The 21,016-nt window shown below is 52.4% G+C and carries 18 protein-coding genes; 13 read left to right on the top strand and 5 right to left on the bottom strand.

Features of this window, described 5'->3' with window-relative positions:
• From ACSSNI_RS18230 to ACSSNI_RS18175, 12 genes are all read left to right on the top strand, one after another.
• Complete coding sequence (locus ACSSNI_RS18230) at positions 1-1,467, top strand: 3'-5' exonuclease (protein WP_019406501.1); 1,467 nt, start codon at positions 1-3, stop codon at positions 1,465-1,467.
• Positions 1,460-2,260, top strand: coding sequence for a hypothetical protein (locus ACSSNI_RS18225; protein WP_448259888.1), 801 nt, complete (start codon positions 1,460-1,462; stop codon positions 2,258-2,260). The genes ACSSNI_RS18230 and ACSSNI_RS18225 overlap by 8 nt, the downstream gene beginning before the upstream one ends.
• Positions 2,261-2,658: 398 nt before the next feature.
• A complete protein-coding gene (locus ACSSNI_RS18220) occupies positions 2,659-3,015 on the top strand; it encodes a hypothetical protein (RefSeq protein ID WP_019406499.1) in 357 nt (118 codons plus the stop codon).
• 95 nt (positions 3,016-3,110) lie between these two features.
• A complete protein-coding gene (locus ACSSNI_RS18215) occupies positions 3,111-4,091 on the top strand; it encodes an AAA family ATPase (protein WP_019406498.1) in 981 nt (326 codons plus the stop codon).
• Between the two features lie 83 nt (positions 4,092-4,174).
• Positions 4,175-5,338, top strand: a complete 1,164-nt coding sequence (locus ACSSNI_RS18210; protein ID WP_019406497.1) for a DUF3150 domain-containing protein — start codon at positions 4,175-4,177, stop codon at positions 5,336-5,338.
• A gap of 81 nt (positions 5,339-5,419) precedes the next feature.
• Positions 5,420-7,285 (top strand): VWA domain-containing protein, encoded by a 1,866-nt coding sequence (locus ACSSNI_RS18205; protein WP_019406496.1) that lies wholly within the window; start codon positions 5,420-5,422, stop codon positions 7,283-7,285.
• A 72-nt stretch (positions 7,286-7,357) separates the two neighbouring features.
• The gene (locus ACSSNI_RS18200) at positions 7,358-7,765 is read left to right on the top strand and encodes a hypothetical protein (protein WP_019406495.1); all 408 of its coding nucleotides are present in this window, start codon (positions 7,358-7,360) and stop codon (positions 7,763-7,765) included.
• Between the two features lie 70 nt (positions 7,766-7,835).
• Positions 7,836-8,054 (top strand): hypothetical protein, encoded by a 219-nt coding sequence (locus ACSSNI_RS18195; RefSeq protein ID WP_125869341.1) that lies wholly within the window; start codon positions 7,836-7,838, stop codon positions 8,052-8,054.
• 475 nt (positions 8,055-8,529) lie between these two features.
• Positions 8,530-9,927, top strand: a complete 1,398-nt coding sequence (locus ACSSNI_RS18190; protein ID WP_200638664.1) for a site-specific integrase — start codon at positions 8,530-8,532, stop codon at positions 9,925-9,927.
• Positions 9,924-11,786 (top strand): hypothetical protein, encoded by a 1,863-nt coding sequence (locus ACSSNI_RS18185; protein ID WP_200638665.1) that lies wholly within the window; start codon positions 9,924-9,926, stop codon positions 11,784-11,786. The genes ACSSNI_RS18190 and ACSSNI_RS18185 overlap by 4 nt, the downstream gene beginning before the upstream one ends.
• A complete protein-coding gene (locus ACSSNI_RS18180; RefSeq protein ID WP_200638666.1) occupies positions 11,786-13,702 on the top strand; it encodes a hypothetical protein in 1,917 nt (638 codons plus the stop codon). The genes ACSSNI_RS18185 and ACSSNI_RS18180 overlap by 1 nt, the downstream gene beginning before the upstream one ends.
• 1 nt (position 13,703) lies before the next feature.
• A complete protein-coding gene (locus ACSSNI_RS18175) occupies positions 13,704-14,066 on the top strand; it encodes a hypothetical protein (RefSeq protein ID WP_234484533.1) in 363 nt (120 codons plus the stop codon).
• Here the strand turns inward: ACSSNI_RS18175 and gloA are convergent.
• Both gloA and ACSSNI_RS18165 read right to left on the bottom strand, forming a co-directional pair.
• On the bottom strand, positions 14,059-14,445 hold the full coding sequence (gene gloA, locus ACSSNI_RS18170) for a lactoylglutathione lyase (protein ID WP_200638667.1): 387 nt from the start codon (positions 14,443-14,445) through the stop codon (positions 14,059-14,061). The two genes, ACSSNI_RS18175 and gloA, sit on opposite strands and share 8 nt — an antisense overlap.
• Before the next feature lie 399 nt (positions 14,446-14,844).
• Positions 14,845-15,030 carry a hypothetical protein gene (locus ACSSNI_RS18165; protein ID WP_200638669.1) on the bottom strand — a complete coding sequence of 62 codons (186 nt, stop codon included), beginning with the start codon at positions 15,028-15,030 and terminating at the stop codon, positions 14,845-14,847.
• Positions 15,031-15,210: 180 nt separating this feature from the next.
• Here ACSSNI_RS18165 and ACSSNI_RS18160 point away from each other — a divergent pair, with 180 nt between their 5' ends.
• The gene (locus tag ACSSNI_RS18160; RefSeq protein WP_200638671.1) at positions 15,211-15,669 is read left to right on the top strand and encodes a hypothetical protein; all 459 of its coding nucleotides are present in this window, start codon (positions 15,211-15,213) and stop codon (positions 15,667-15,669) included.
• Between the two features lie 687 nt (positions 15,670-16,356).
• Here the strand turns inward: ACSSNI_RS18160 and ACSSNI_RS18155 are convergent.
• The 3 genes from ACSSNI_RS18155 to ACSSNI_RS18145 form a co-directional block, all read right to left on the bottom strand.
• Positions 16,357-17,388, bottom strand: coding sequence for a sensor domain-containing diguanylate cyclase (locus tag ACSSNI_RS18155; protein WP_448259883.1), 1,032 nt, complete (start codon positions 17,386-17,388; stop codon positions 16,357-16,359).
• Between the two features lie 194 nt (positions 17,389-17,582).
• The gene (locus tag ACSSNI_RS18150) at positions 17,583-19,448 is read right to left on the bottom strand and encodes a polysaccharide deacetylase family protein (protein WP_104739576.1); all 1,866 of its coding nucleotides are present in this window, start codon (positions 19,446-19,448) and stop codon (positions 17,583-17,585) included.
• A 125-nt stretch (positions 19,449-19,573) separates the two neighbouring features.
• The gene (locus ACSSNI_RS18145) at positions 19,574-20,539 is read right to left on the bottom strand and encodes a hypothetical protein (protein ID WP_165771289.1); all 966 of its coding nucleotides are present in this window, start codon (positions 20,537-20,539) and stop codon (positions 19,574-19,576) included.
• Positions 20,540-21,016: the final 477 nt, after the last annotated feature.

Here is a 21,016-nt window from a genome sequence, read left to right as displayed (position 1 = left end):
GTGAATCCGACCCACGAACAACAACCGATCATCGACTATCGCGGGCCATATCTCGTTGTGAAGGCGTATGCCGGCTGCGGAAAAACGGCAACGCTCGAAGCCTTCGCCTACGCCAACACGTCGATCAAGATTCTGTACCTGGCTTACAACAAGGCCATCAAGGATGAGGCCATGGCCCGATTCCCTGACAACGTGATCTGCAAGACAGGCCATCAGTTGGCATGGCCGCGCTTTGGCACCCGGTACGCCCATAAGCTGGGCAATCCGAAGCTCACCGATGTCTCCAAGCTACTTGCGACACGCGATTGGGGGTTCGTGCGGCACGTCATGGCCGTCTTCAACAACTTCACCAGCAGTGCAGAACCGGAAATTGGCATGTGCCATTTCATCGCGGCTCTCTCGGACGAAGAGCGAGACGCATACGGAGATTCACGCATCGAAAAACTACTCAACGGGGCGGGGGCAGTCTGGGAGGCCATGACCGACGAGAAGAGCGCTTTTGTCTGCGCGCATGACGCATACCTGAAGCTGTACCAGCTTAGCGATCCGCAGCTCGACTACGACTGCATCCTGCTCGATGAGGCACAAGATACAAACCCCGTCCTTGGAGCCATAGTCGCCGGCCAGCGTGGGCAGAAGATTTTTGTGGGGGATAAATTGCAGCAGATCTACAGGTGGCGCGGCGCGGAAAACGCCCTGGATAAGCAGATCGAGCAGGGCGCCGAAGCGATGTACCTGACCAACTCGTTCCGCTTCGGGCCGATGATCGCTGGCGTTGCCAATGCCATTCTGCGGCTCCAGGGCGAGACACGCCCACTGGTTGGGCTAGGGCCGGCTGACAGAGTGCAGACCTCAATGTCCGGGATACGCGGCCAGTACACCATCCTGAACCGCACCGTGACAGGTGTGCTGATGTCTGCCATCGACTCCGTAGCCAACGGACTCACTGTGTTCTGGAACGGCGGAATCGAGGCCTACAATCTGTCACAGCTCGAAGATGTCTACTACCTGAAGACCAACAAGCACAGCCAGATCCAGGACTATCGGCTCAAGCACTTCAAGTCATACGAGGCATACACCGACGCTGCTGAGGCGAGTGAAGATCCCGAGATGCTTCGCACCATGCGGATTCTGAAAACCTACGGTGACATCCCCCGGCTGATCTCATCGCTGCGTCAATGCACGGTCGATGACATCACCGAAGCTGACGTGGTGCTGAGCACCGCGCATCGAGCTAAGGGCCTTGAATGGGATGTAGTGCTGCTGGAGGAAGATTTCCCGGACATTTTCGATGAGGAACGAGTAGACCCCTCGCAAGTAGGTGATGAGCTGAACCTTCTGTATGTGGCCGTGACGCGCGCGCGACGAACCCTTGTCATCAATTCCATCGTTCAAACGATCATCGTTCGAGCACACAGAGCGGCGAAGAGAGGGCTGCCTGCAAGTAGAGAATCCCTCCATGATTGAGCTATTTGTTGCCCTGCTGCTGGTGCCTGCATCGGTCATAACCATCTGGGATCTGATGATGCACAGGCTTGCACCCATTGCGCGCAAACTGACGCGGCTGACGGGCTATATCGGGGTGCCAGTACACGAACTGTCTCACGCATTGGTCTGCGTGCTGTTTGGTATGCGGATAACGAAGATGGCGTTCTATCAGCCGAACAGTGCCACCGGCACGCTAGGGTTCGTCGAGTACCGCTATTCGCCGTACTCAATGAAGCATGCGCTTGGGATGGCCTTGCAGGGCATTGCGCCGCTTCTCGCCGGAGCCGTCATCGTGGGGCTTCTGCTGGCCAACCGTGGGCCAGCTGAGCTGCCGGATAGTGGCGTAGGACATATCGTGGGGTGGCTTGGCGGAGTAGTCGTAGGTACCGCTCTCGCAGCCTGGGCTCAGGCCATGACCGGCCCGGTGGGGTTAGGTGCTGTGCTATTGGCGACAATCATCAGCATGCACGCAATTCCGAGCCTGGCAGATATCAAATCCGGCTTGCGGGGCTTGATCGTATTGGTGGGGTTTGCAGCAGCTGTAGCTGTGGCCATCGATCTGTTCTGGGTGTACGGGCCAGACGTAGGCAAGGATCTCGACAGCATCGTTCGAGTGGTGACGCTCCAAATAGAAAGGGGCATGTGGGCAGCCCTTTACGGGGCCGTGAGCTTGGTCACCTTGACGATCCTCGGCGGGCTGGCACTCATCGTGATCCCCTCTCTGTGCCTGCAAGTAGTTCAGTTCATCCGAGGGGCGCGCGGCGATATCTGAGTGACCAACGCGGCAGAAATTGCTCAGATATCTAGGGAAGCGCGTCCCAAGATCTTCAGTCCCGTGGGGCAAGCGATTTGGGTGCGCTGAAGCCGAGCCCATACCACCTCGGTGGGTCAGGATCTTGTGTGCACCCCTTGTGAAACCCATCCAGGCGATGGCATGATGCTCTGGCGCAAGCTGTGCGCTGAACAGCTAAAGATCTCTTGCAGACGTGCAAACGTCTCGCACTCCAAGTGTACCGAAAGGTGCCGCTCCAGAAATCAATCACCCACGCATGCGCGTTGGTGTTTGTTCCGTGCCTAGCACGGGTCGAAGCTGACGACTCATTCAGCCCAATAGCCCTTGCGGGGAATCTCCGTAAGGGGGATTTCTCCGCTCAAATCTGGAGTAGAGAAATGGAAAAGCAGCACGTAATCAATCTGACGAAGTTCAAGGCTACTGCCGAGATGGAACGTTTCGGCGTTCACGATTTGTCGGATTGGAAACAGTTTCAGGAAATCCGAGATCTTCTGTATTTCCCGACCCCTCCCTCGCCGGAGATTATCACCAGTCGCGTTGAGCGCCTGGGTGAGATCGCCCTGCAGGAGGCTAAGAAAACGGGTGCGGTTGACGTTCTGGTCGCCTGCCCGCCTTGGATGAACGCTACGCTTTGCCGTGAGCTTCTGTATCACGGCCTCAAGCCAGTGGTGTCTTTCACCAAGAAAAACCTTGAACAGGGACATGTCCTTGTTTCTCTTGTAGCAGCTGCATAAGCCGCAACAAATAACCAACCTACCCATCGGGGGAGATATCCCCTATGGGAGTTCTCCGTCTTTGGGCAACTTGCTTTTGAGAATGGAGAAATAAAATGCAACTGAATATCCAAGTTGGAATGAAAGAGTTTGGCTTCCAATCCGATGCAACTGCGCCGGCTTTTTCGCCAAACCACAATCTTTCGCAACACGTTGAGCCAGCAAAGCCGTACTTCTTCAGGAAGGAACTGCTTTCTCAGTTTATGAGTTGGCTTTACGCCCCGGCAGGTGACAGCTGTTTGCTCGTCGGCCCAACGGGTGCCGGTAAGTCTTCGCTCGTCGAACAAACGTGCGCGCGACTCAACTGGCCAAGCATTACCGTCTCAGCACATAGCCGCATGGAGATGCCGGAGTTGACAGGCTACAACCTGCCAGTAACGGACCCTGTGTCGGGCGATCTGAACACGAAATTCGTGGACGGGCCGCTCACCAAGGCTATGCGACATGGGCTCGTGTTCGTCCTGGACGAGTACGACACCCTCGATCCTTCGGTAACGGTGGGCCTCCACGCGGTAATGGAGGGGCGTCCACTGGTGATCGCTGAAAACAACGGCGAGGTCATTCGGCCACATGCCAATTTCCGTTTCGTCGCTTGCGGCAACACGGCAGGGCAGTCGGATGAGATGGGGGTTTATGCCGCTACGATGCAGCAGAACCTGGCATCGCTCGACCGATTCCGAGTGTTCGAGGTGGAATACCTTGAGCCGAAGGATGAAGTTGATCTGGTCGTTAAAGCCGTACCAGGGATAACAAAGGAAATCGTCGAGAACATGGTGAAGATTGCAAATAGTGTTCGTGATCAACACCAAGGTAAAGGCGGTAACTATCTCAGCGTTACAATGTCCACTCGGACTTTGTTGCGTTGGGCTCGGATTGGCAATGGATATACATTGGCCAAGAAGAAAAACCCGTTGAAACTCGCTCTGCAAGAGTCGCTGCTTAATCGCTGCGACAAAGTGCAGAAGCTTGCAATCGATAAGATGGCAAGCAGCGTGTTTGGTAACGACTGGCCGGTTGAAGTAGATAAACCGTTCTAATCGTAAACAGCCCTGAGGGGGAACTTTCCCCTTAGGGGCGAAGTTCCCCCTTTTTTTGCTTTAGAGAAAAGGAGAACTTCGCAATGACTATCCAACAGAACGAAATCCAGATTCTGGACCAGATCCTGCTGGTAGACCTCTCGGGCATCCACCTGTGGACTGCTCGGAAGAAACTGAAGCCTGAAATGCTGGAGGGTAAAATTCCACCGGCACGGCTGGCCTCATTGGGTTCGATGCGAGTAATCGATCCCGAAAAGCTCAAGCCGTTCGAGAAAGTCAAACGGCGTGCGATCAAGGTCCTGGAAGACTATGGAATCAAATTCCTCGGCGGCTATGCCATACCGCAGGAGAAGATCCAGAGGGTTGTAGACGAGCTTGAAGCTCTGAAGAACCAGTTCTATGACCTGAAGAAAAACTTCATTCCTAACTATGACCGTTGGGTCAATGAATGGGTGCAGCAGGAGTGGGAGCGTGCCGAATGGCGAGAAGCCATTATGCAAAGCATCACGCCGAAACATCAGGTAGAGGCCGGTCTTCAGTTCGGTTACGCGGCTTGCCGTGTGGCGCCGGACGGCGACAAGCACCTATCTGCAACGCTTGGGAGTCAAGTGCGCGGCCTGTCGGATCAGCTCTACGCTGAGACGGCAGAGACAGCCGAACGTTTGATGGAAAACGGCCTGGCCACTCGTGGCCATGTCACCCAGACGACCCTCAACACGATTCGCAAGATGAACACCAAGCTCAAGGGCCTGATGTTCCTGTCGAGCGATGTCCAAGCCCTGTCCACCTACATCGACGAAACCCTTGCGGTTTTGCCGGCCTCAGGGGTGGTCAATGGCACGCAGTACAGCAACATTGTGACGTTGGTATCGGGGCTCTCGGATGAGGACTCGATACGCCGGCTGATCAAGAACCTCAACATCGCCAATGGCTCGCCCGAGCAGGATGATGTTGCGGTACCAGCTGCTGTGCAGCCTGCGGAAACAGTCACGACGCAACCTGCTGAAGCGACTGAGCCGAAGGTGCAGCTAGAAAACGAACTGGTATCCCAGCAGATCCAGGCAGAGGAAGAGATCGAGCAGGCCGGCATGGCTGATTCGTTCAACCCCTTTGATCTGGTCGGCGCCGAGGATGCTGCTTCAACCGAGCAAGCAGAGGACGAGGACGTGCTTCCAGAGCCTCAACCGCTGGTTGTTCCACCCGTATCTGTCAGTAGCGTCGTCTCTCACGGCGTATTCAGCTTCTGACACCAACACTAAACCCCGCCTGGGAGCAAACCTCCCAGCGGGGGTTTCTCCGTCTGGCGGTGGCGAGAATGGAGAAACGAAATGGCTAAATCCCTGATTGGATCGCTCCCGTACTACGCACAACACCTGGCCGAACAAACCGGCGTCAAGGTGGTGGTGCAAGGAACCCGAGCCTTCACAGATGGAAAAACGGTAACTGTCCCATTCAGTGAGGATGATTTACCGCTGTCCTTCGGCTTCATCGCGCATGAGTGCTCCCATGTCCGTAACACTGACATGGCGGTATTCGGCGCGGATGCCCCGGTTCCGTTCCGCAAAAACTTGCTGAACATCCTGGAGGACATCCGTATCGAGCGTCTGTCGATGGATCAGTACCCTGGCACCGAGGATGACATTCGGTACCTGAACCGCAAGGTTCTGCTTGATCCGTTTCAGCCTGAGCGAGTCGCGCAGGCAACAGACGTAGAGATCATCCATAACGCAATCCTCATGGGCGGCTACTGGAAACTGCAGGAGCCGCAACTAGAGGTACCCGCGCGAGCCTATCTCGAAGCGCTTGAAGCCCGACTGGGCCAAGAGTTAGCCGACAAGATCATGGCCGAGGTGCTGAAAACTCTGAAGTGCGACAGCACGAAAGAGGTTCTGGCGCTGGTGGATTCGATAATCGAGCTGCTTCCGTCAAGCGAAGATAAGCCTGAGCCGGAGCCTGAAAAGGGCAATGACGAAGGTGCTGACGAAAGTGGTGAAAACGGTGAGTCGGAGGCCGACCCGCAAGGGGAGGGCGAAGGCGAAACCGGCAACACCGACAGTGACGGTACCGGCGAAAAAGGAAGCGATCCTTCGGGAGAGCAGAACTCTTCGCAGGGTGACGAAGCGGGCGGTGATCAACCAGCCAATGGCGGTGAGGATGGCACGGGAGGCGGGCAACCAAATTCCGAGCAGAAATCATCTCCTGAAGGTCAGGGCGGAAGTTCCGACCAGAAGGATTCAGGCCAGCGCGATGCAACGCTACAGCCCGGTGATGGCCAAGGTGCCCCACTGGGATTGCGTGAGCGCGTAATGCAAGCCACTGAAAAAGACCTGCAAGGGTTGATTTCGGAGGTTGGCGATGCGGCAGCTGAGTTGCTGGGCCGAAAGGCAGCGGCACACTTCACTCCGATCAAGCCATTCCCCCTGGGAGGGAGAGCGGTACGCCGGTCAGCCGAAGCCTCATGCAGGCGTCGTATTTCCGGTGAAACGCACTCTGCTGGTCTGCGTCAGATCCTAAATGGACTGCTGCAGGCACAGGTGGACTGTCGGGTAAGGCTCAAGCGCCAAGGGCGTCGGATCGATACCTCGCGCATTGCCATGCTTCCAGCTGGCGAAACGCGGGTGTTCCGAAGCAAAGCGCGGGCCGAGCGTCAGTCAGCTGCTATCCAGTTCCTGTTCGACAAGTCAGTAAGTATGGATGCGGCAATGGAACAAGCTGAGGCGGCGCTGTATGCCGTTCTCAGGGGGCTTGAAGGGCTGCCACTGGTGACAACTGGGGCGATGTCTTTTCCAGGCACAACCACAGCTGGGGCCGGTCAATGCTGCGATCTGATCAAGCGTTCAACCGAGCGTCTTGGCGCTGCAGTGGAAGCGGGTGGATTTGGTGCTCTGCCGCATGGTGGAACTCCATTGGCACAGGCTATATGGCCTGCCGCGATTGAGGTTTTACGCGCAAAGGGAGAGCGGAAGATTCTTTTCGTGATAACCGATGGCGAGCCAAATTCCGGTACTGACGGATATTGCAAAGAGATGTTCGAGCGGTGTGAGGCTTCAGGGATACAGGTTATTGGACTCGGCTTCGGCTCGGCTAATAGCTATGTTCTCAGCAAGCTTTTCACCAAATACGTTGCAGTTGGGACGGTAAGTAGATTGAAGACAGCGCTGTTTGAGGTTGTTCGAGACGTACTAACCGCTTAACTAGACAACAAACCATTCCCAGCAGGGGCCAACCCTGCTGGGGGAGGCCTTCGCTTGGAAAGGGAGGCCAGAATGGAAAATGTAGCTGTAGCTCCATTACTCGACTTGTTCGGTGATGAAGTAATTATTCAACGCCGCTCTCTTGAGCGCCGCACCCGGCGAAAAACTGTTCCCATCCAGGTACAGGTTCAGCTTGGGTTTCTCGACATCCTTGAGATGTCAGATGCGGAGTTGGAGTTGCTGCGCGCAGAGGATGAAATCACTGACGATTACATCGACTGGATGCGCAGTTACATGATCAAGATGACACTTCGCCAGATTCTTCACCCTCAGGTGAGTATTGAAAACTGGTGGGATGGCATGTTGTGGGTGCTGGCGGACGAAGATGAACCGTTCAGCTTCAAAACCTGCTGTAACGCAGCTGGCGCTGATCATGAGGAGGTTCGTGAGAATTTCCTGAGCATGATGCGGCGCAAGTAAATATGAGCCCGGTAGGGGGGGAAGCCCCTTACCGGGCTTTCTCCCTTCTGGAAAATGAAAGGAGAGAAACATGTCAGTCATGGTGATACCACGGCTGTATCTGCGCTATCGGATCTACTTGCGCGAACGTGTGAACGGAGCTTTGCTCCCTGAAACAACGTTCGAGTGCGATGCAGAAGATTCGCTACATGCAATTGAGCAAGCTCGGGATAAGTATCCTGCTTGCTGGTTGAACTACGCATCATCTTGTCGTGTTTACTCAAACGGCGAAGAGGGTGAGTTTGTCTGACTAATGCTACTCGTCGTGGTTAACACGGCGAGCGCCTAAAACCCGGCTGGGAAACTCCAGTCGGGGTTCTCCAGCATCAAAAATGAATGGAGAATAGACATGTTTGCAGGCTCAGTTGTTTCTTACCCGGATCGTGGTCACTGGGGCAAGTCATCCTATCGCGGTAACTGCACAGGAAGAATTATCAAAGACTTTCTGGAAAGTTACATGAAAAGAAAAGATGGCCTGGTCGTAGATCCGAGCATCGGTGGCGGTACTAGCGTCGATGTTGCTAGGGAGATGGGACTGCGATTTGTTGGCACTGACCTACATCAGGGCTTCAACTTGCGTACGGACGACCTTGCGTCGTACATCGGTGAGATGGCTCACGTTTGCTGGTGGCATCCCCCATATGCACCCCAAAGTTTCCACTAATTTGACACCCTTCTAAAGTGTTCTATTTATGGACAGGTCGCTCAGCAAATGAGAACCGTCCATGTCTCTTGGTCAAGCGCACTCCCTACATCTCAAGCGCTTCGCGCTAAGCCGCACAGCTGCGCTGGGGAACCCAGTCGCACAGCTGGTCAGTACGCCGCTTGTCACATACCTCTCCACGCCTGCTCTGACCACTGGGGTCAGTGACACTGGTATCCAGCACATCACCTTTCCAATCGTGGTTGATTCGCACGGGGCCCCTTGGCCTGAGGCCTGTCTCTTCCTCGCCAGCAAGTTTTACGACGACAAACGTCATATAAGAACCTGTGTTTCATTGGCAAAAGACTTGGCCCTATATCTTCGTTACTTGAACGAAGAACATTTAAGTTTCCGTTTCTTTCCATCTGAAAGATATAAAAGAGTTACGTATCGCTATCGGGCATATCTAAAGCTAAAAATGGATGCTGGTGAAATCACCATTAAGACGGCACGGCGCAAGATATCCTGTGTTATATCGTTCTATAAATGGTTAGCTGAACATAAAAAATTTATTCCTGATAACCCTCCTTGGAAAGAAAAGCAGACCCTTATACCAGTTAATGAAGAAGGAAAAAAAGATAAGCATAGGGTAGTTACTACAACCGACTTGGCGTTCAAAGGTGCAGATCCAGTAGATATTGCATTGATTACTGATGGTGGAAGGCTTAGGCCATTACAGGATGCGCAGCAGATTAAGTTGTTGGAGACGCTCTATCTCTTAGGGAACAGCGAGATGTATTTGGCCCACATCCTTGCTCTATTCTCAGGTGCGAGAATTCAAACTGTACTAACAATTCGCGCGGAGCATATTACCTCTTGTGAGCGAGGTCCGAACAACTGCGCATATATTAAGGTTGGTCCTGGCACCGGTGTTGATACAAAGCTTAATAAGAGATATGTGCTGCTGGTGCCGTGGGAAGTAATAGAGAAACTGAGGCTATATATTAATAGTGGTAGATATCAGAGTCGGGTGAAGGCGGCGACGGGAGATCGATTCAAGGGGATGGAATATCTGTTTCTAAGTAATAGGGGCACGCCATACTATCAATCCATACAAGATCCAGGCTGTAACGATAAGCTCATATCGTTAGAAGGTGCGGCTGTACGGCAATTTATTTCCGATAGAGTCAGGCCCGCTCTGAAAATTGATCACGAAGTGTTTTCTTATAGATTTCACGATTTGAGAGCATCCTTCGCAATGAATATATACAACAGCCTTTCTTCGCTGTCTGGAAAAGAGAAGCTATCGGATTCTTATATTAGGGAATATATAAGATTCAGATTAGGTCATGCGACTAAAAAAGCTCTAGATAGTTATATGTCTTATGCCGAAAACAACAAGGTTGCACTGCAGGCTCAGCTTGATTGGGAGCGGCGCTTGGATTTGTTGGCAGGTTGGAGGGTGGAGGATTATCAATGAAGGAAGCACGGGAGGTGTCATTCATTGATGTAGATAAGGTTGAATCTTATGACGGTGAAAGGCCTAGTGAGATTGTTTTAAGGGCCGAGCGTTATACCTTTGATATAGGTTCATACTGTTTTGCGGAAAGGGATGACAAAGCTGGGTCTAGATCGCACATTAAAAGAGTTGAGCGCAATAGTTATTGTGAGGTTCGTGCTAAGTGTATTCCATTTTTTATTAATTATTTTATACAGCTTAGGAATTATCGTGGTCTTAGCCTTTCGACGATAAGGGGGGCGTGGGCGCAACTTAAGATTTTCTTAGATTGGTGTGATCGTGATCCAAGGTTTTTAGATTTGACTGTGGTTCAAGAGCGGAGGGGTTGTGTCAAAGAGTTTTGCTTGTTTATGGGTCTTCAATATCGTTTGGATGACATTGCAAAGAATAAATATGCCACAGCTCAGCGAAGTATTATTGAGATTGTTTCTGTTGCATTTGATGATGAGTATGTCGGGCATGGTGTTCCACTACTTAAGCACAATAATTTGTTTGGAACTCCGACCGAGGCTCCGGAAGATGATGTGCAGGCAAGATCCTATGCGATGTGTCGAGCTGCTTATGTAGGATTTTCGAATTTATTTGTTGGTTTTGAACGTTATCCATACAGTTGGAAGTTGCCTGATTACCTTGGGGGTGCGTTGTGGGTCTTTCCTTGTATGATCAAGTTTAGATCCCCATTCAGTAACGCAAGTTCTGGGATGACTAGGCCCGCGCTTATTGTGGATTTTGAGAAAGGATGGGTTAGATCGTTAGATGACGCTGAGATCGTATACAACAATCGAGAGACTGCGCGCACTTGCAGAAATTTGATGCTGAAACAGATTCGCGAAGCAAACGCTGATCCTAGAAGTATTCATAGGATTACGCTGGCTAATCATGCCATGATTGCCTTTGTTGCAATGTTTCAAGCTAAAACCTCAATGAATCTTAAGCAGGTATGCGAGCTACCTTGGGGGGATTCATACAAGATAGAAAAATCAGACCCGCATTTCAAAGTTATTAAGTGGCGTGCAGGTGGTGTTTTAAAGACATTTAGAGCCTCAACTGAGTTTGTCGCAGAGTTTGAGTTGTTTTTAGAATTTAGAAGCAGGCTTCTGAATGGAGTCGAATGCTCTCTACTGTTCTTCACCGTGCCTTACGACAAGAAAGTTTGTGCTTTGGACTCGGGTGTTCTCGTCCGTTTGGAAAAATTTTTACTGCGCGTTGATAGAGATTTCCGATTAGTGAGAACTCGCGAATGGCGGGCGGCTAAGTCAGATTCTCATATAGCGAAGTACAATACAGGTATTGCATCAATCACGTTGCAGAGTGAGCCGGAAACTATCGAGATGCACTACTCCCAAGGAAGAGAAAGTGATCAAAAGAAACAGTTCTCAGAGTTCTTTAGAAGGCTTGTGGTGGTAGTGGGTAAACTGTCTGAGAGGTTTACTCAGATAGGCAGCGCGATGTGTCAGAGCGTTGGAAATCCAGAAGCTGAAGAAAACGCTCCTATTACTCCTGATTGTAAAGGCGATTTTGGCTGCTTCTTTTGTAGGTTCTTTAAGGTTCATGCAAACGAGGAAGGTGTGAGGAAGCTCCTCAGCTGTAGATATTTTGTTGAGCGTGTGTCGTATATTAATCCATCAGAGATGGCTCAGAGTTCTTGGTATCAGCCCGTATTAGATAGGATAGATGAAATCATAGATTATATTGAGAGTTTGTCTCCTGAATTGTATTTGATGGTGGCTGATATTGAGAGAAGTATTAACGAGGAGCACCAGTTAGATTCCTACTGGGAAGGAAAAATCGAGCTTCTCATTCAGGTAGGTGTTCTTTAATGAGTGTTTTTCCAAATCTTCAAGGTGCTCCGGCACTGATCAAGATACCTCCATGCTCCAATCGCGCAGATATGCCCGTTAGTTGGGATAAGGAAGGGAATCCCGTTTCTTTTTATCCGGATCTTACTTGGGATTTATCGGCATTTTCTCCTAAGCCCAAGCCATGCAGTTTCAACTTTTCTCACTGGTGTGTAAAGCGAAAATATCCCAGCTTGATCGAGATGGGTCTTATTTCTGAACTTCATAATTTAATTTTTTTAATTATTTTTAAGCGCTCTGGAAATCCTTTGAGTGTAACAACGATTAGGCATTATTTCGACCTCCTTGTGATGGTTTGTCGTTATGCGTTGAAGAATGAGATTGGACTAGGTCATGTTCTTTCGGTGGATGATATTTTTATAGATTTTTTAAATTCTCATAATCAAAATCAATTAAGAAGCTTGGCGCAAGTAGTTTCTACTTTGCAGCAGTTTGATATCTCAGATCTAGGTTTCGTGCCTGTTGGGCGGACTATGCTGGTAGAGGTTAGAGCAAGGCAGGTCGAATATCGTAGCGAAGTAGGTGCAAGGCAGCATCCGCCTCTGCCGACTAGAATTTATTCTTTGTTTATTTCTAATTTGCTTGAAGATCTAAGTTATAACGAAGCCATAATAGATGGCTTGTTAGGTTTGGTTGAGAGAGCTAATAGCTTTCGTGAAATACCTTCTAATGAAAGGCCAAAAAAATATATTGAGGTTCTTCTTGATGAGTTTGGTTTAGCTGAGCATTTTGCGCAAAGGGGGATAGGTGAAACGCTGAAGAGTATTAATCGAGCGTTGTTGGAGATATTTGTATCATGCAAGCTTGTAATCCATACATTCTCCGGTATGCGGGACGGCGAAGTAGAGTTTTTGCCCTATAACTGTCTTGAGCCTGTGTCTGGGCGCGGCAAGAAGCACTACATGATCAAGGGGTTTACGACGAAATTTGCGGACGGAAAAAAGAAGCGGGCTAAATGGGTTACCTCAAAGGAGGCTTATAGAGCTGTTGAAGTTGTGAAGAAAATTTCAGCTGTTATCTACCGCCTTGCCTTGGGGGGAGATCATGTTCCTGATGATGCTCCACTATTTCTGGCCCCTGGGCTTCTTATTAAGGGGTTCGGCGATGAGCTTCGCGGGCCTCGCCTCGATTTATGTCATTTCAAAACACTAGTCGACAGATTGATGGTCGCGATTACTGATGAGGACTTGCAAGAGCTTCAGGATATAGATCCATTTCGTATGTGGGCGCTCGATAAGGCATTCAAAGTTGGTTCTAAATGGCATCTGACAGTACATCAGCTCCGCCGATCTTTGGCCCTTTACGCTACGCGTTCAGGGTTGGTGACATTGCCTTCCCTTAAAAGACAGCTTCAGCACATTACTGAAGAAATGTCTCGATATTACTCATCTGGAAGCTTCTTCGCTAAGAATCTCCTTGAGACCTATGATGATCACATTTCAGTGCAGTATGCCAAGGCTCAGCTCGAGTCTCAGGCCCTTGCTTTCATTAAAAACGTGCTTTCAAGTCCAGATCCATCTTTCGGTCCCAAGGGGATTTGGTACCGTAAGCCGCCTGAGAATGTTGAGATCTCCCGCGAGGAGTTTAAAGAAACTCAGCGAAAAGCTCGTAATGGCTTGATTTCATATACGGAAACGCCGATAGGAGGATGTATGAATAGCGGCGACTGTATTCATCGATCCTTTGGCGTTTTCTCACATTGCGTCACTAAATGTGATCAATCTGTCATTAAGGTTGCTTCACTCCGAAAGCTTATTGTTTCGCAGGAAGGCCATGTTGCCAAGCTGGATGCCGCTACAGTTGTTTGGAAAAACGAGATGGCTATTCTAGATGACTATAAAACTGCTCTTGATAGAATAATTAATAAAGGAGGGTGATGTGGATGTGATGACTGAGTATTACGATGCCTTGGATCGCCTGTCTAAAAATACTCCGATTCGGGTTTCGAGAGGCAGCAAGATTTCAAAGGATACTGTCGCGCTTGAGGCGGGGCGGGGTAGGGGGAGTATAAAGAAGTCTAGAACTCAATTTTTGGACTTAATAGAGTCTATCGAGCGTGCAGCAGCAAAGCAAAAAGGCGGCTCTGACGGGGATGAAAATTCTCTTCGTGATGATGTGCGTAAATACAGAGATTTATACGAGGCGGCCTTAGTGAGAGAGGTTTCACTGCTAGTGGAGCTCACCGCAGTTAGAGCGGAACTCGCAAAGGCAAATTCCGCAGCTATCAAAGTTGTTAAGTAGATTTTTGTATCAGCTCTACTTTGTACCCGTCTGGGTCAGCGACGAACGCAATCACTGTCTTGCCATGCTTCATTGGGCCAGCTTCTCGAGTTACGGTGCCACCATTATTTCTGATGTCATCGCAAGCTTTTGCGGCATTCTCTACCTCAATTGCTATGTGTCCGTATGCAGTGCCGAGATCATATTTATCAACACCCCAGTTGTAGGTCAGCTCGATCACGCTGTTTTCGGCCTCGTTGCCGTAGCCGACGAAGGCCAAAGTGAACTGACCGTCTGGATATTCGTGGCGACGTAGCAGCGTCATTCCCAAGATGCGTGTATAGAAATCGATCGACCGATCAAGGTCGCCAACGCGAAGCATGGTATGTAGCAGTCTCATTGTGTGTCTCCTCTCATCAAGCTTAGGGGGAATTATACACAGTGACTTGCTTGCGTTTCTCTGGCGTGGCGCAGACCTCTTGTATCTGATCCGACTACCGGTCCTCCAAGGCGATTGGATAGTTTTCGAAAATGTGGCTCACGTACTCAGAGGCTTACTCCGTTCTTCGGCGCTGATTTTTCGAGAGGAATTGAGTGCATGCTTCTGCGAGGTCTGAGGGTATTTTTGCTCGTAGCTCCTGTTTAGGAGCAGCTACTCCTATATGCATTTGAAGATCGATCACTAGGGGGCGAATCTCTTAACGCTCTGCAACTCGGATTCGACGAGATTGCAGGAAGCAACTGAGAGGCCTAAGCCCATCAAGGCTCTACCTTGTCTATGGATGCGGACTTCAGGGGCTCAAAGATCCACTTCGGCCATCTCACGCTCTACCCGAGCGAGGAGTTCTTGCAGGCTGGTTTCGGGATCAGACAGTCGATAGGCCGCAGTCATGATTGTGATCGGGTGTACCCCAATTGCTTCGCTCACTTGGTCGATCTTCACAAAGGTAACGTTCTTTTTTACGCCCCTTTCGAGCTCGCTCATGTAGCTCTGGCTCGCTCCCAAGCTTTCCTGGCTGACGGATCGAGCAGTTCGAAACGCCTTTATTGCCTCTCCAATGGCATGTCTAAGAGAAGTGCCCATTCGTCGCCCCACAAAAGGAACGATGAAGCCGCGCGCAGATGATTTGGGCTATGCTCTATAGCGATATTTTGGGAGTTTCCGATGTTTCAGACCTATTCGCATGCTCGGATACCTTCCCATCCGGCATTCCCCGACGAGCCGATGCTTTGGGCAGCTGTCGAACATGACATCCATCGCCCCTGGTTCTACGTCTGCGTCGTGGAGCATGGAGATGGCATGCAGTGGAGTCACATGGTCTTGGTTGGCCATGAGCGCTCGCTGCAGTCCCTTATGGAGTCTCAGCGATCCAACTGGCTCGTAAAAAGCGTGCTGGTTGTTACTCCCGCTCACGTGAACGGTAGCGATTCGTGGCAGCTGGAGAAGCTTGAGCGGCTTCTTCTGTTTGCGGATCCGGGTTCTGAACTCACGCTGACCTACAAGGTTGACGGCAATCGTTCCTACGTAACTGGCGACGCATCTCTTGCCCAGAGCAGCTGCACTGCAGAACTTCTCTTTGACGCAAGCATGCTGGGCCGGGTCGCCGGAGATCATGAGAACTGAGTCGATGACTTTTTAGTCGGAGCCTGAGGCAGGCTAGTAGCCTGGTTTGAAAGCAGCTGTGCTGGAATTTCAGGGCTCTGTTAGCTCGGTGTGTGACTGTGCTGTTCATGCCGTTTGGCTCCCGCTTTTGAGGTTGGGTTTTATCTTCGATGGGGCCAACATTTACTTGCGCTCATCGTCACTGGCTCGCTACCAGTACCGTGTACACAGAGGCATCTGGCTGGCCGAAAAATGTATGGACAAGGTCAATGCCAAACGGATTTCCAGAGGCCAGTTGCCCCGTTCGATGTTCCTGAAGAAGTTGTACAAGCGATACTCCTACCTAGGTCGAAGAAACTTCATCTCATATGGTTACCGGGCAGCCAGAATCATGAACGCCCCCTCGATCAAGAAGCAGCTCAAGCCACATTGGAACAGGCTCCGCGAGCGCATTTCTGAAGCCCAAGGCGAATGACAGCCCACTAGAAGAAATGAAAGAGCGAACATGGTGAATAGGCCCCGCTTCCCTAGAGGCCTCTCCAGCAGCTGCTTTTGGCCGATAGCATCCAATGGTGAGGGGCAGCAGGCGGTGCTGAACGGCCAGCTGAGGCTGGATGACGAAAACCTCATTGCCTCCGTGCGATTGCTTCGCTGCCCCCGGTTAGCGGGCGGCGAAACCTGAGACGAGCCGGTGCTGGCCTGTCAGCCTCATGCCCGAAGTTTGCGTCCCTGCTTGACCTTGTACATTTCGCGATCCGCGAGCTTGATCGCGTCCTCTGCCGTCATGCTTTCAGGCATGACTGCCACAACGCCGACACTCGCACCCGTATAGCTCAGGTCGCCGATGCCATGGTCCAGCTCGTAGTGGCCGATCGGTGCTTCGGTCAAACGCTTCTGCAGCAGCTCTGCGGTATGGCTCATGCCTGTTTCCAGGTCCTCGTGTTCGGATGGGTTGCCCAGAGCTAACACGATGAACTCGTCGCCTCCGGTCCGCCCTACGATGTCGCTGGCCCGCAGGCTGTGTTGCAATTTGTCGGCGACGCCACGCAGGAACTGGTCGCCCGCCATATGGCCATGGGTATCGTTGATCAGCTTGAAGCCATCTAGGTCGACGACGCCCACCAGCAGGTACTTGAGCTCGCGCTCGGCTAGGGCGAACAGGTGAGCCGATTCGTTGAGGATGGCTCGCCGGTTGGGCAGGCCCGTCAGGGAATCGGTCAGGGCTAGCTTGGCCAGCTCGCCGTTGGCGACCTGCAGTCGCTCGACCAGTTGCTCGCGCTCGAGCGAATAGCTCAGCAGCCCCGACAGCAGCATGAGTAGCGGTTCGGCATCCGGCGCGCGAGGCACCTTGGCCGAGCTGGCAGCACAGACCGTGCCCAGCACGCGGCCATCGTGGGATCGGATCGGCGCGCTGACATAGGTCTTGATGCCCAGGGCCGCAGCAGCTTCCGAATCCCCCCAGCATTCGGTCACGTTGTCCGAGTACAGCCGGTTCTCTTCCAGGGCCCGCTTGCACAGCGTATCGGCCCAGGGCACAACCAGTCCCTCTGGGATGACCATGTTGCCAACGTTGCGGGAATACTCGATGCGCTGGACTCCCTCCTCGGCATGGATGGTTGTCAGATAAGTCGACTCCATCCCCGTGACCTGGCCGAGCAGCGTCAGCAGGGGGCGTGTCAGCTCTTCAAGTGTGCGGGCCTTGGGAACAGTTTCGGAGAGAAGCGACAGTATCTGATCCATTGCGGTACTTCGGCGTTGGAGAACGGATACGGAGATTGTTAGCCAAACGGCAGCTGCCGAAAAGCCCATTGTCTGAGTGAGCGACTTTCCACCGATGTCTGCTTTTGGCCGGCAGCTGCCTGTCATCGATGACCGCCTCCGGCCAAAACCTGCCCGTGGTGACAGTCGCAGTCGAACCTGGATTTCCTGCGTCTTTAGTGATGTAAGTCAATCATAATCGTGCCGGCGGGAATATCGCGGAACAGCCATCGCCCATCGGATAGCTTTTGCATGGCGCTGCCAGAGACCGGCCGCAGGCCAGTTGGCAACTCAAATACCAGATCTTTAATAGGCTCTTGCGCTTGGACGTTGAGCACAATTTGACCGCGTTGCGCCAGCACATCGACCTCGACTTTATCGCGTGCAGCCCACCAGCTGCCGTACTGGCTCATGGTTCCAAACCAGGCGAATGGTTTGAGTCGAGGAAGGATCTGCTCCAAGAAGCGGTACTTATGGTCAACTTCATTCGGGTGAAGCAGCATCACGTAACTTGCGCCATATCGGGCAAGCTTCTCGGCCAGCTCAACCGCCTCCTCGACTCGCTGATCCATAATCGGCGGTATCTCATCTTCAATCGCAATTGGAAACTCAAACACTGTCGTTTCATCGCTATACATCCGTTGCGTGTTTGTGCGAAACGGTAAGTGTGTGGTGAGGTTCCCTGCAGTTGCTGAACTCGAAAAGCGATAGCCCGATGCGGCCAGAGCCTCAGGGAGGCGAGGCGGTGTTGCTAGATAGCCGGGACGGAACGAGACCACCGAGCGACCGGTCAGTTGCTCCAACAAAAAGCGGCTCACCCTAAGCTCGCCCATCACCGTCGCACCTTGCGTATCGCCGAGAGCCTTAACCCTCGGCTGGTAGGTCGGATATTGCTCGCTCCCATCACCAAGCGGAAGCGAGGCGTACATGTCGGAATGGCTAACTGAGTGGCTGGCTATCTCCATACCAGCCGCCACCAAGGCATCCATCGCAGCAAGCGTACGGTCGTTGAAAAAACCTTCGTCCTGAAAGTCGCGGTAGTATTTTGTTTGTAGGAAAAAGGTTGCCGGTATTCCTTCCCGCACGAGCAAGTCCCGATAGGCAAGTAGATTGCCCATCGACTTGACGTAATCCACATCAAACGTCACGACCGCAGCCAGGCGTTGGCCTTGTGGCACAGAGCCAATCGTGACGGCTAGCGGTTCGTGCTGGCGATAGACAGCCCTGAGCCAGCGCAGCCATACGTCGACGGAGGGCTCATAACCATTGGCATAGGCCCGGTAGCCTTGGTCATTACGATCGTTGTGCGCTCGCATGATGAAAAAGCCGAGGTCAAAACCCAACGCATATGCGCTGCCGCCTGCCTTGTTGTCTCCTCTGACCAAAGCGGCGGATCCGTCTTCGAACCTGGCCAAAACCTGCTGCGCATTCACATACGTTTGCGTGCCGATCCAACTTGTCGGCAGATCAGGCTGGCCAAGCAGTACTGTCTTTTCATGGGGATCGCTGATCCAGCCAAGGGCTGGCGCTTGTTCGAAGGTGATACTGTGGTGAGCTCGCGATTCCAAAGTCGATTCGAAGCCAAACAGATCGTGTAGTCCGCCACCCAGCACTTGTGTGGCTATTAGAGTCCGTCCTGCTTCCACGTGGCGGCGCAGCGCTGTGCGCCCAGCATCGTCAAGGGTGCGTCCCGAAAGCAACGGATACACGAGGACGACGTTATGACGAGTAGCCTCGGCGACGTCATCGGTAATAGTGAACGGCACGCCGATACTTTTGAGGCCATGAGACAGGCCGAGCCAAGCGGAATCCTTATCAGTCAACAAGATTGCAAGACGAGAAGGCTCTCCGCTGGCGAAGCGATTCCAGTCGGAACGCCCCTGGTCAGAGATATGGCTCACTTCAGTAGGCCCGTTTAGATCATCTAAGCGATCAAATGTGTTTCGCTCGATAAAAGCGGTAACGGCAACTATCAGCAAACTGACAAGAACTATAATGGCGATGGCACGTGCCAAGATGGCAGGCTTGTTTACGAACGGCACGAAGACCTCGTCGGTGCAAGTAGAAAATTAGCATCTTGGAGCAATGCGAGGCAGGAAACGTTAGAGCGGCAACCGGCTCCTGCTGCTTCCGGATCGTAGCTGTTTCGTTTATTAGCAATAGATTTTCATAGTTGTTGGCCGGTTGGATAATATTCCCACTCTTGCCAGTCGATACCCCCTACAGCCAAAGGCTGCAGCCTAGCCCGCCAAAAGCTGTCCTGCTCTTGAAGTAGAGCCTGTGCTGCGCCGCCCCAGGTTTCTTCAGGCGCAAGCTGAGGCTCTATGCTCTGCGCGAGTCGAAAGCGCACGGCCGGCCAGCGCTGAGCGATTTTCTCCGTGAGCTGGGCGCTGCGTTCAGCACTGCGGGTGTAGATCATCAAACTCACCTTACTTACACCGATGGAAGGTAGCTCACACGGAGCGCAAGGAAAGCCACCCATCTCCTCAGTAAACCAGCGGTAATGGCTCGATATTTCGACAGGCCAAGGACTAGCGGCTGCCACATGCTTTAGCGTGTCCAGCCATTCACGCACATGTTTCGCCGGAACCGGCCAGCCACGCTGCTCAACTTCCAGATCCAGATGAAGTGCTGAGAACGACACAGACTTCAATTTCGAAATGATGGCGATCAGCGAAGCGCGGTTCTCAGGCGCCATCCAGTCTGGATCACCCAAAAGCAGCACAGGCTCGAAGCCACGTTTTCTGAGCGTTATGGCAACCGCATCGAGCGTCCGCACAACTTCCGGTTGCGCTAATTGCTCGGCGCTCAGCCCGATATATAGACGTTGGATGCCCGTGCGGTCCAGGCGAGACAGCTCGTCGGTTCGAGTAGCAGGATTGAGCAACGCACGGCTATCCCAAATGTACACGCCCCGCCTCCAGGCCTGGGTAGCCTCGGGTTCAGCAGCGTTTACTTCCAGAAAGTGCAATTGCGCCGGTGACATAACCTCTGCCGGCGCAGCGAAAGCCAGGCAACTTAGCAAGCCGCACACTAGAAGCTGGCGCATTTGAAACTTCTTCGCTTTAAGGAGAACCCACCACGGTGCCATGGCTGATGATTCACGATCACGTCGCAGCATTTCATTGAGCATCGCAACCGCGCTCCAGCATCGAATGACAATATGAGCCACGGAAGATCTGGACGCCCCGCCACAGGCGTAGGTATCCGCGTAGCGATAGTTTTGCACCATGCGAATCTAACCGAGTGGCGGTTTCACGTTATCAACCAAAACCGTCACTAGTGACTAGGAAGTCTCAGGGGTACGAGTCGTCAAGAAGCCAGCGGACATTGAGGGCAAGTCCAATGTGCCGAGACGAGGTTTCCAATCCCCGCCCCGCTAAACGGTATGTTGCATACAGCCAGCGCTGCAAGCGAACTGCATAGGTCAGCCCGTCCAGCTACACGGGTGGACACCATCTGCTTCGGGTCGATCGCTCTCAAGGACTGCTTTTGGCCGGTTAGCAACCACTTCTCTGGCTAGCCATGCTTGTCCTCCCACATGTGGAGGACTTGCCATGAACATCACTGCTACCTGCACCCGCCGGCCCTGGAACAAAGGAAAGTTGGT

The organism is Stutzerimonas tianxiuensis, from assembly GCF_053470365.1.
The sequence above is the reverse complement of the archived record's forward strand: the minus strand, read 5'-3'. Positions and strand labels throughout refer to the sequence as shown.

Coding starts and splice junctions, on each gene's coding strand:
- ACSSNI_RS18210 (WP_019406497.1), top strand. CDS start 4,175: ATGACTATCCAACAGAACGAAATCCAGATTCTGGACCAGATCCTGCTG.
- ACSSNI_RS18185 (WP_200638665.1), top strand. CDS start 9,924: ATGAAGGAAGCACGGGAGGTGTCATTCATTGATGTAGATAAGGTTGAA.
- ACSSNI_RS18220 (WP_019406499.1), top strand. CDS start 2,659: ATGGAAAAGCAGCACGTAATCAATCTGACGAAGTTCAAGGCTACTGCC.
- ACSSNI_RS18205 (WP_019406496.1), top strand. CDS start 5,420: ATGGCTAAATCCCTGATTGGATCGCTCCCGTACTACGCACAACACCTG.
- ACSSNI_RS18215 (WP_019406498.1), top strand. CDS start 3,111: ATGCAACTGAATATCCAAGTTGGAATGAAAGAGTTTGGCTTCCAATCC.
- ACSSNI_RS18155 (WP_448259883.1), bottom strand. CDS start 17,388: ATGGATCAGATACTGTCGCTTCTCTCCGAAACTGTTCCCAAGGCCCGC.
- gloA (WP_200638667.1), bottom strand. CDS start 14,445: ATGAGACTGCTACATACCATGCTTCGCGTTGGCGACCTTGATCGGTCG.
- ACSSNI_RS18195 (WP_125869341.1), top strand. CDS start 7,836: ATGTCAGTCATGGTGATACCACGGCTGTATCTGCGCTATCGGATCTAC.
- ACSSNI_RS18145 (WP_165771289.1), bottom strand. CDS start 20,539: ATGCTCAATGAAATGCTGCGACGTGATCGTGAATCATCAGCCATGGCA.
- ACSSNI_RS18165 (WP_200638669.1), bottom strand. CDS start 15,030: ATGAGCGAGCTCGAAAGGGGCGTAAAAAAGAACGTTACCTTTGTGAAG.
- ACSSNI_RS18180 (WP_200638666.1), top strand. CDS start 11,786: ATGAGTGTTTTTCCAAATCTTCAAGGTGCTCCGGCACTGATCAAGATA.
- ACSSNI_RS18190 (WP_200638664.1), top strand. CDS start 8,530: ATGTCTCTTGGTCAAGCGCACTCCCTACATCTCAAGCGCTTCGCGCTA.
- ACSSNI_RS18160 (WP_200638671.1), top strand. CDS start 15,211: ATGTTTCAGACCTATTCGCATGCTCGGATACCTTCCCATCCGGCATTC.
- ACSSNI_RS18200 (WP_019406495.1), top strand. CDS start 7,358: ATGGAAAATGTAGCTGTAGCTCCATTACTCGACTTGTTCGGTGATGAA.
- ACSSNI_RS18225 (WP_448259888.1), top strand. CDS start 1,460: ATGATTGAGCTATTTGTTGCCCTGCTGCTGGTGCCTGCATCGGTCATA.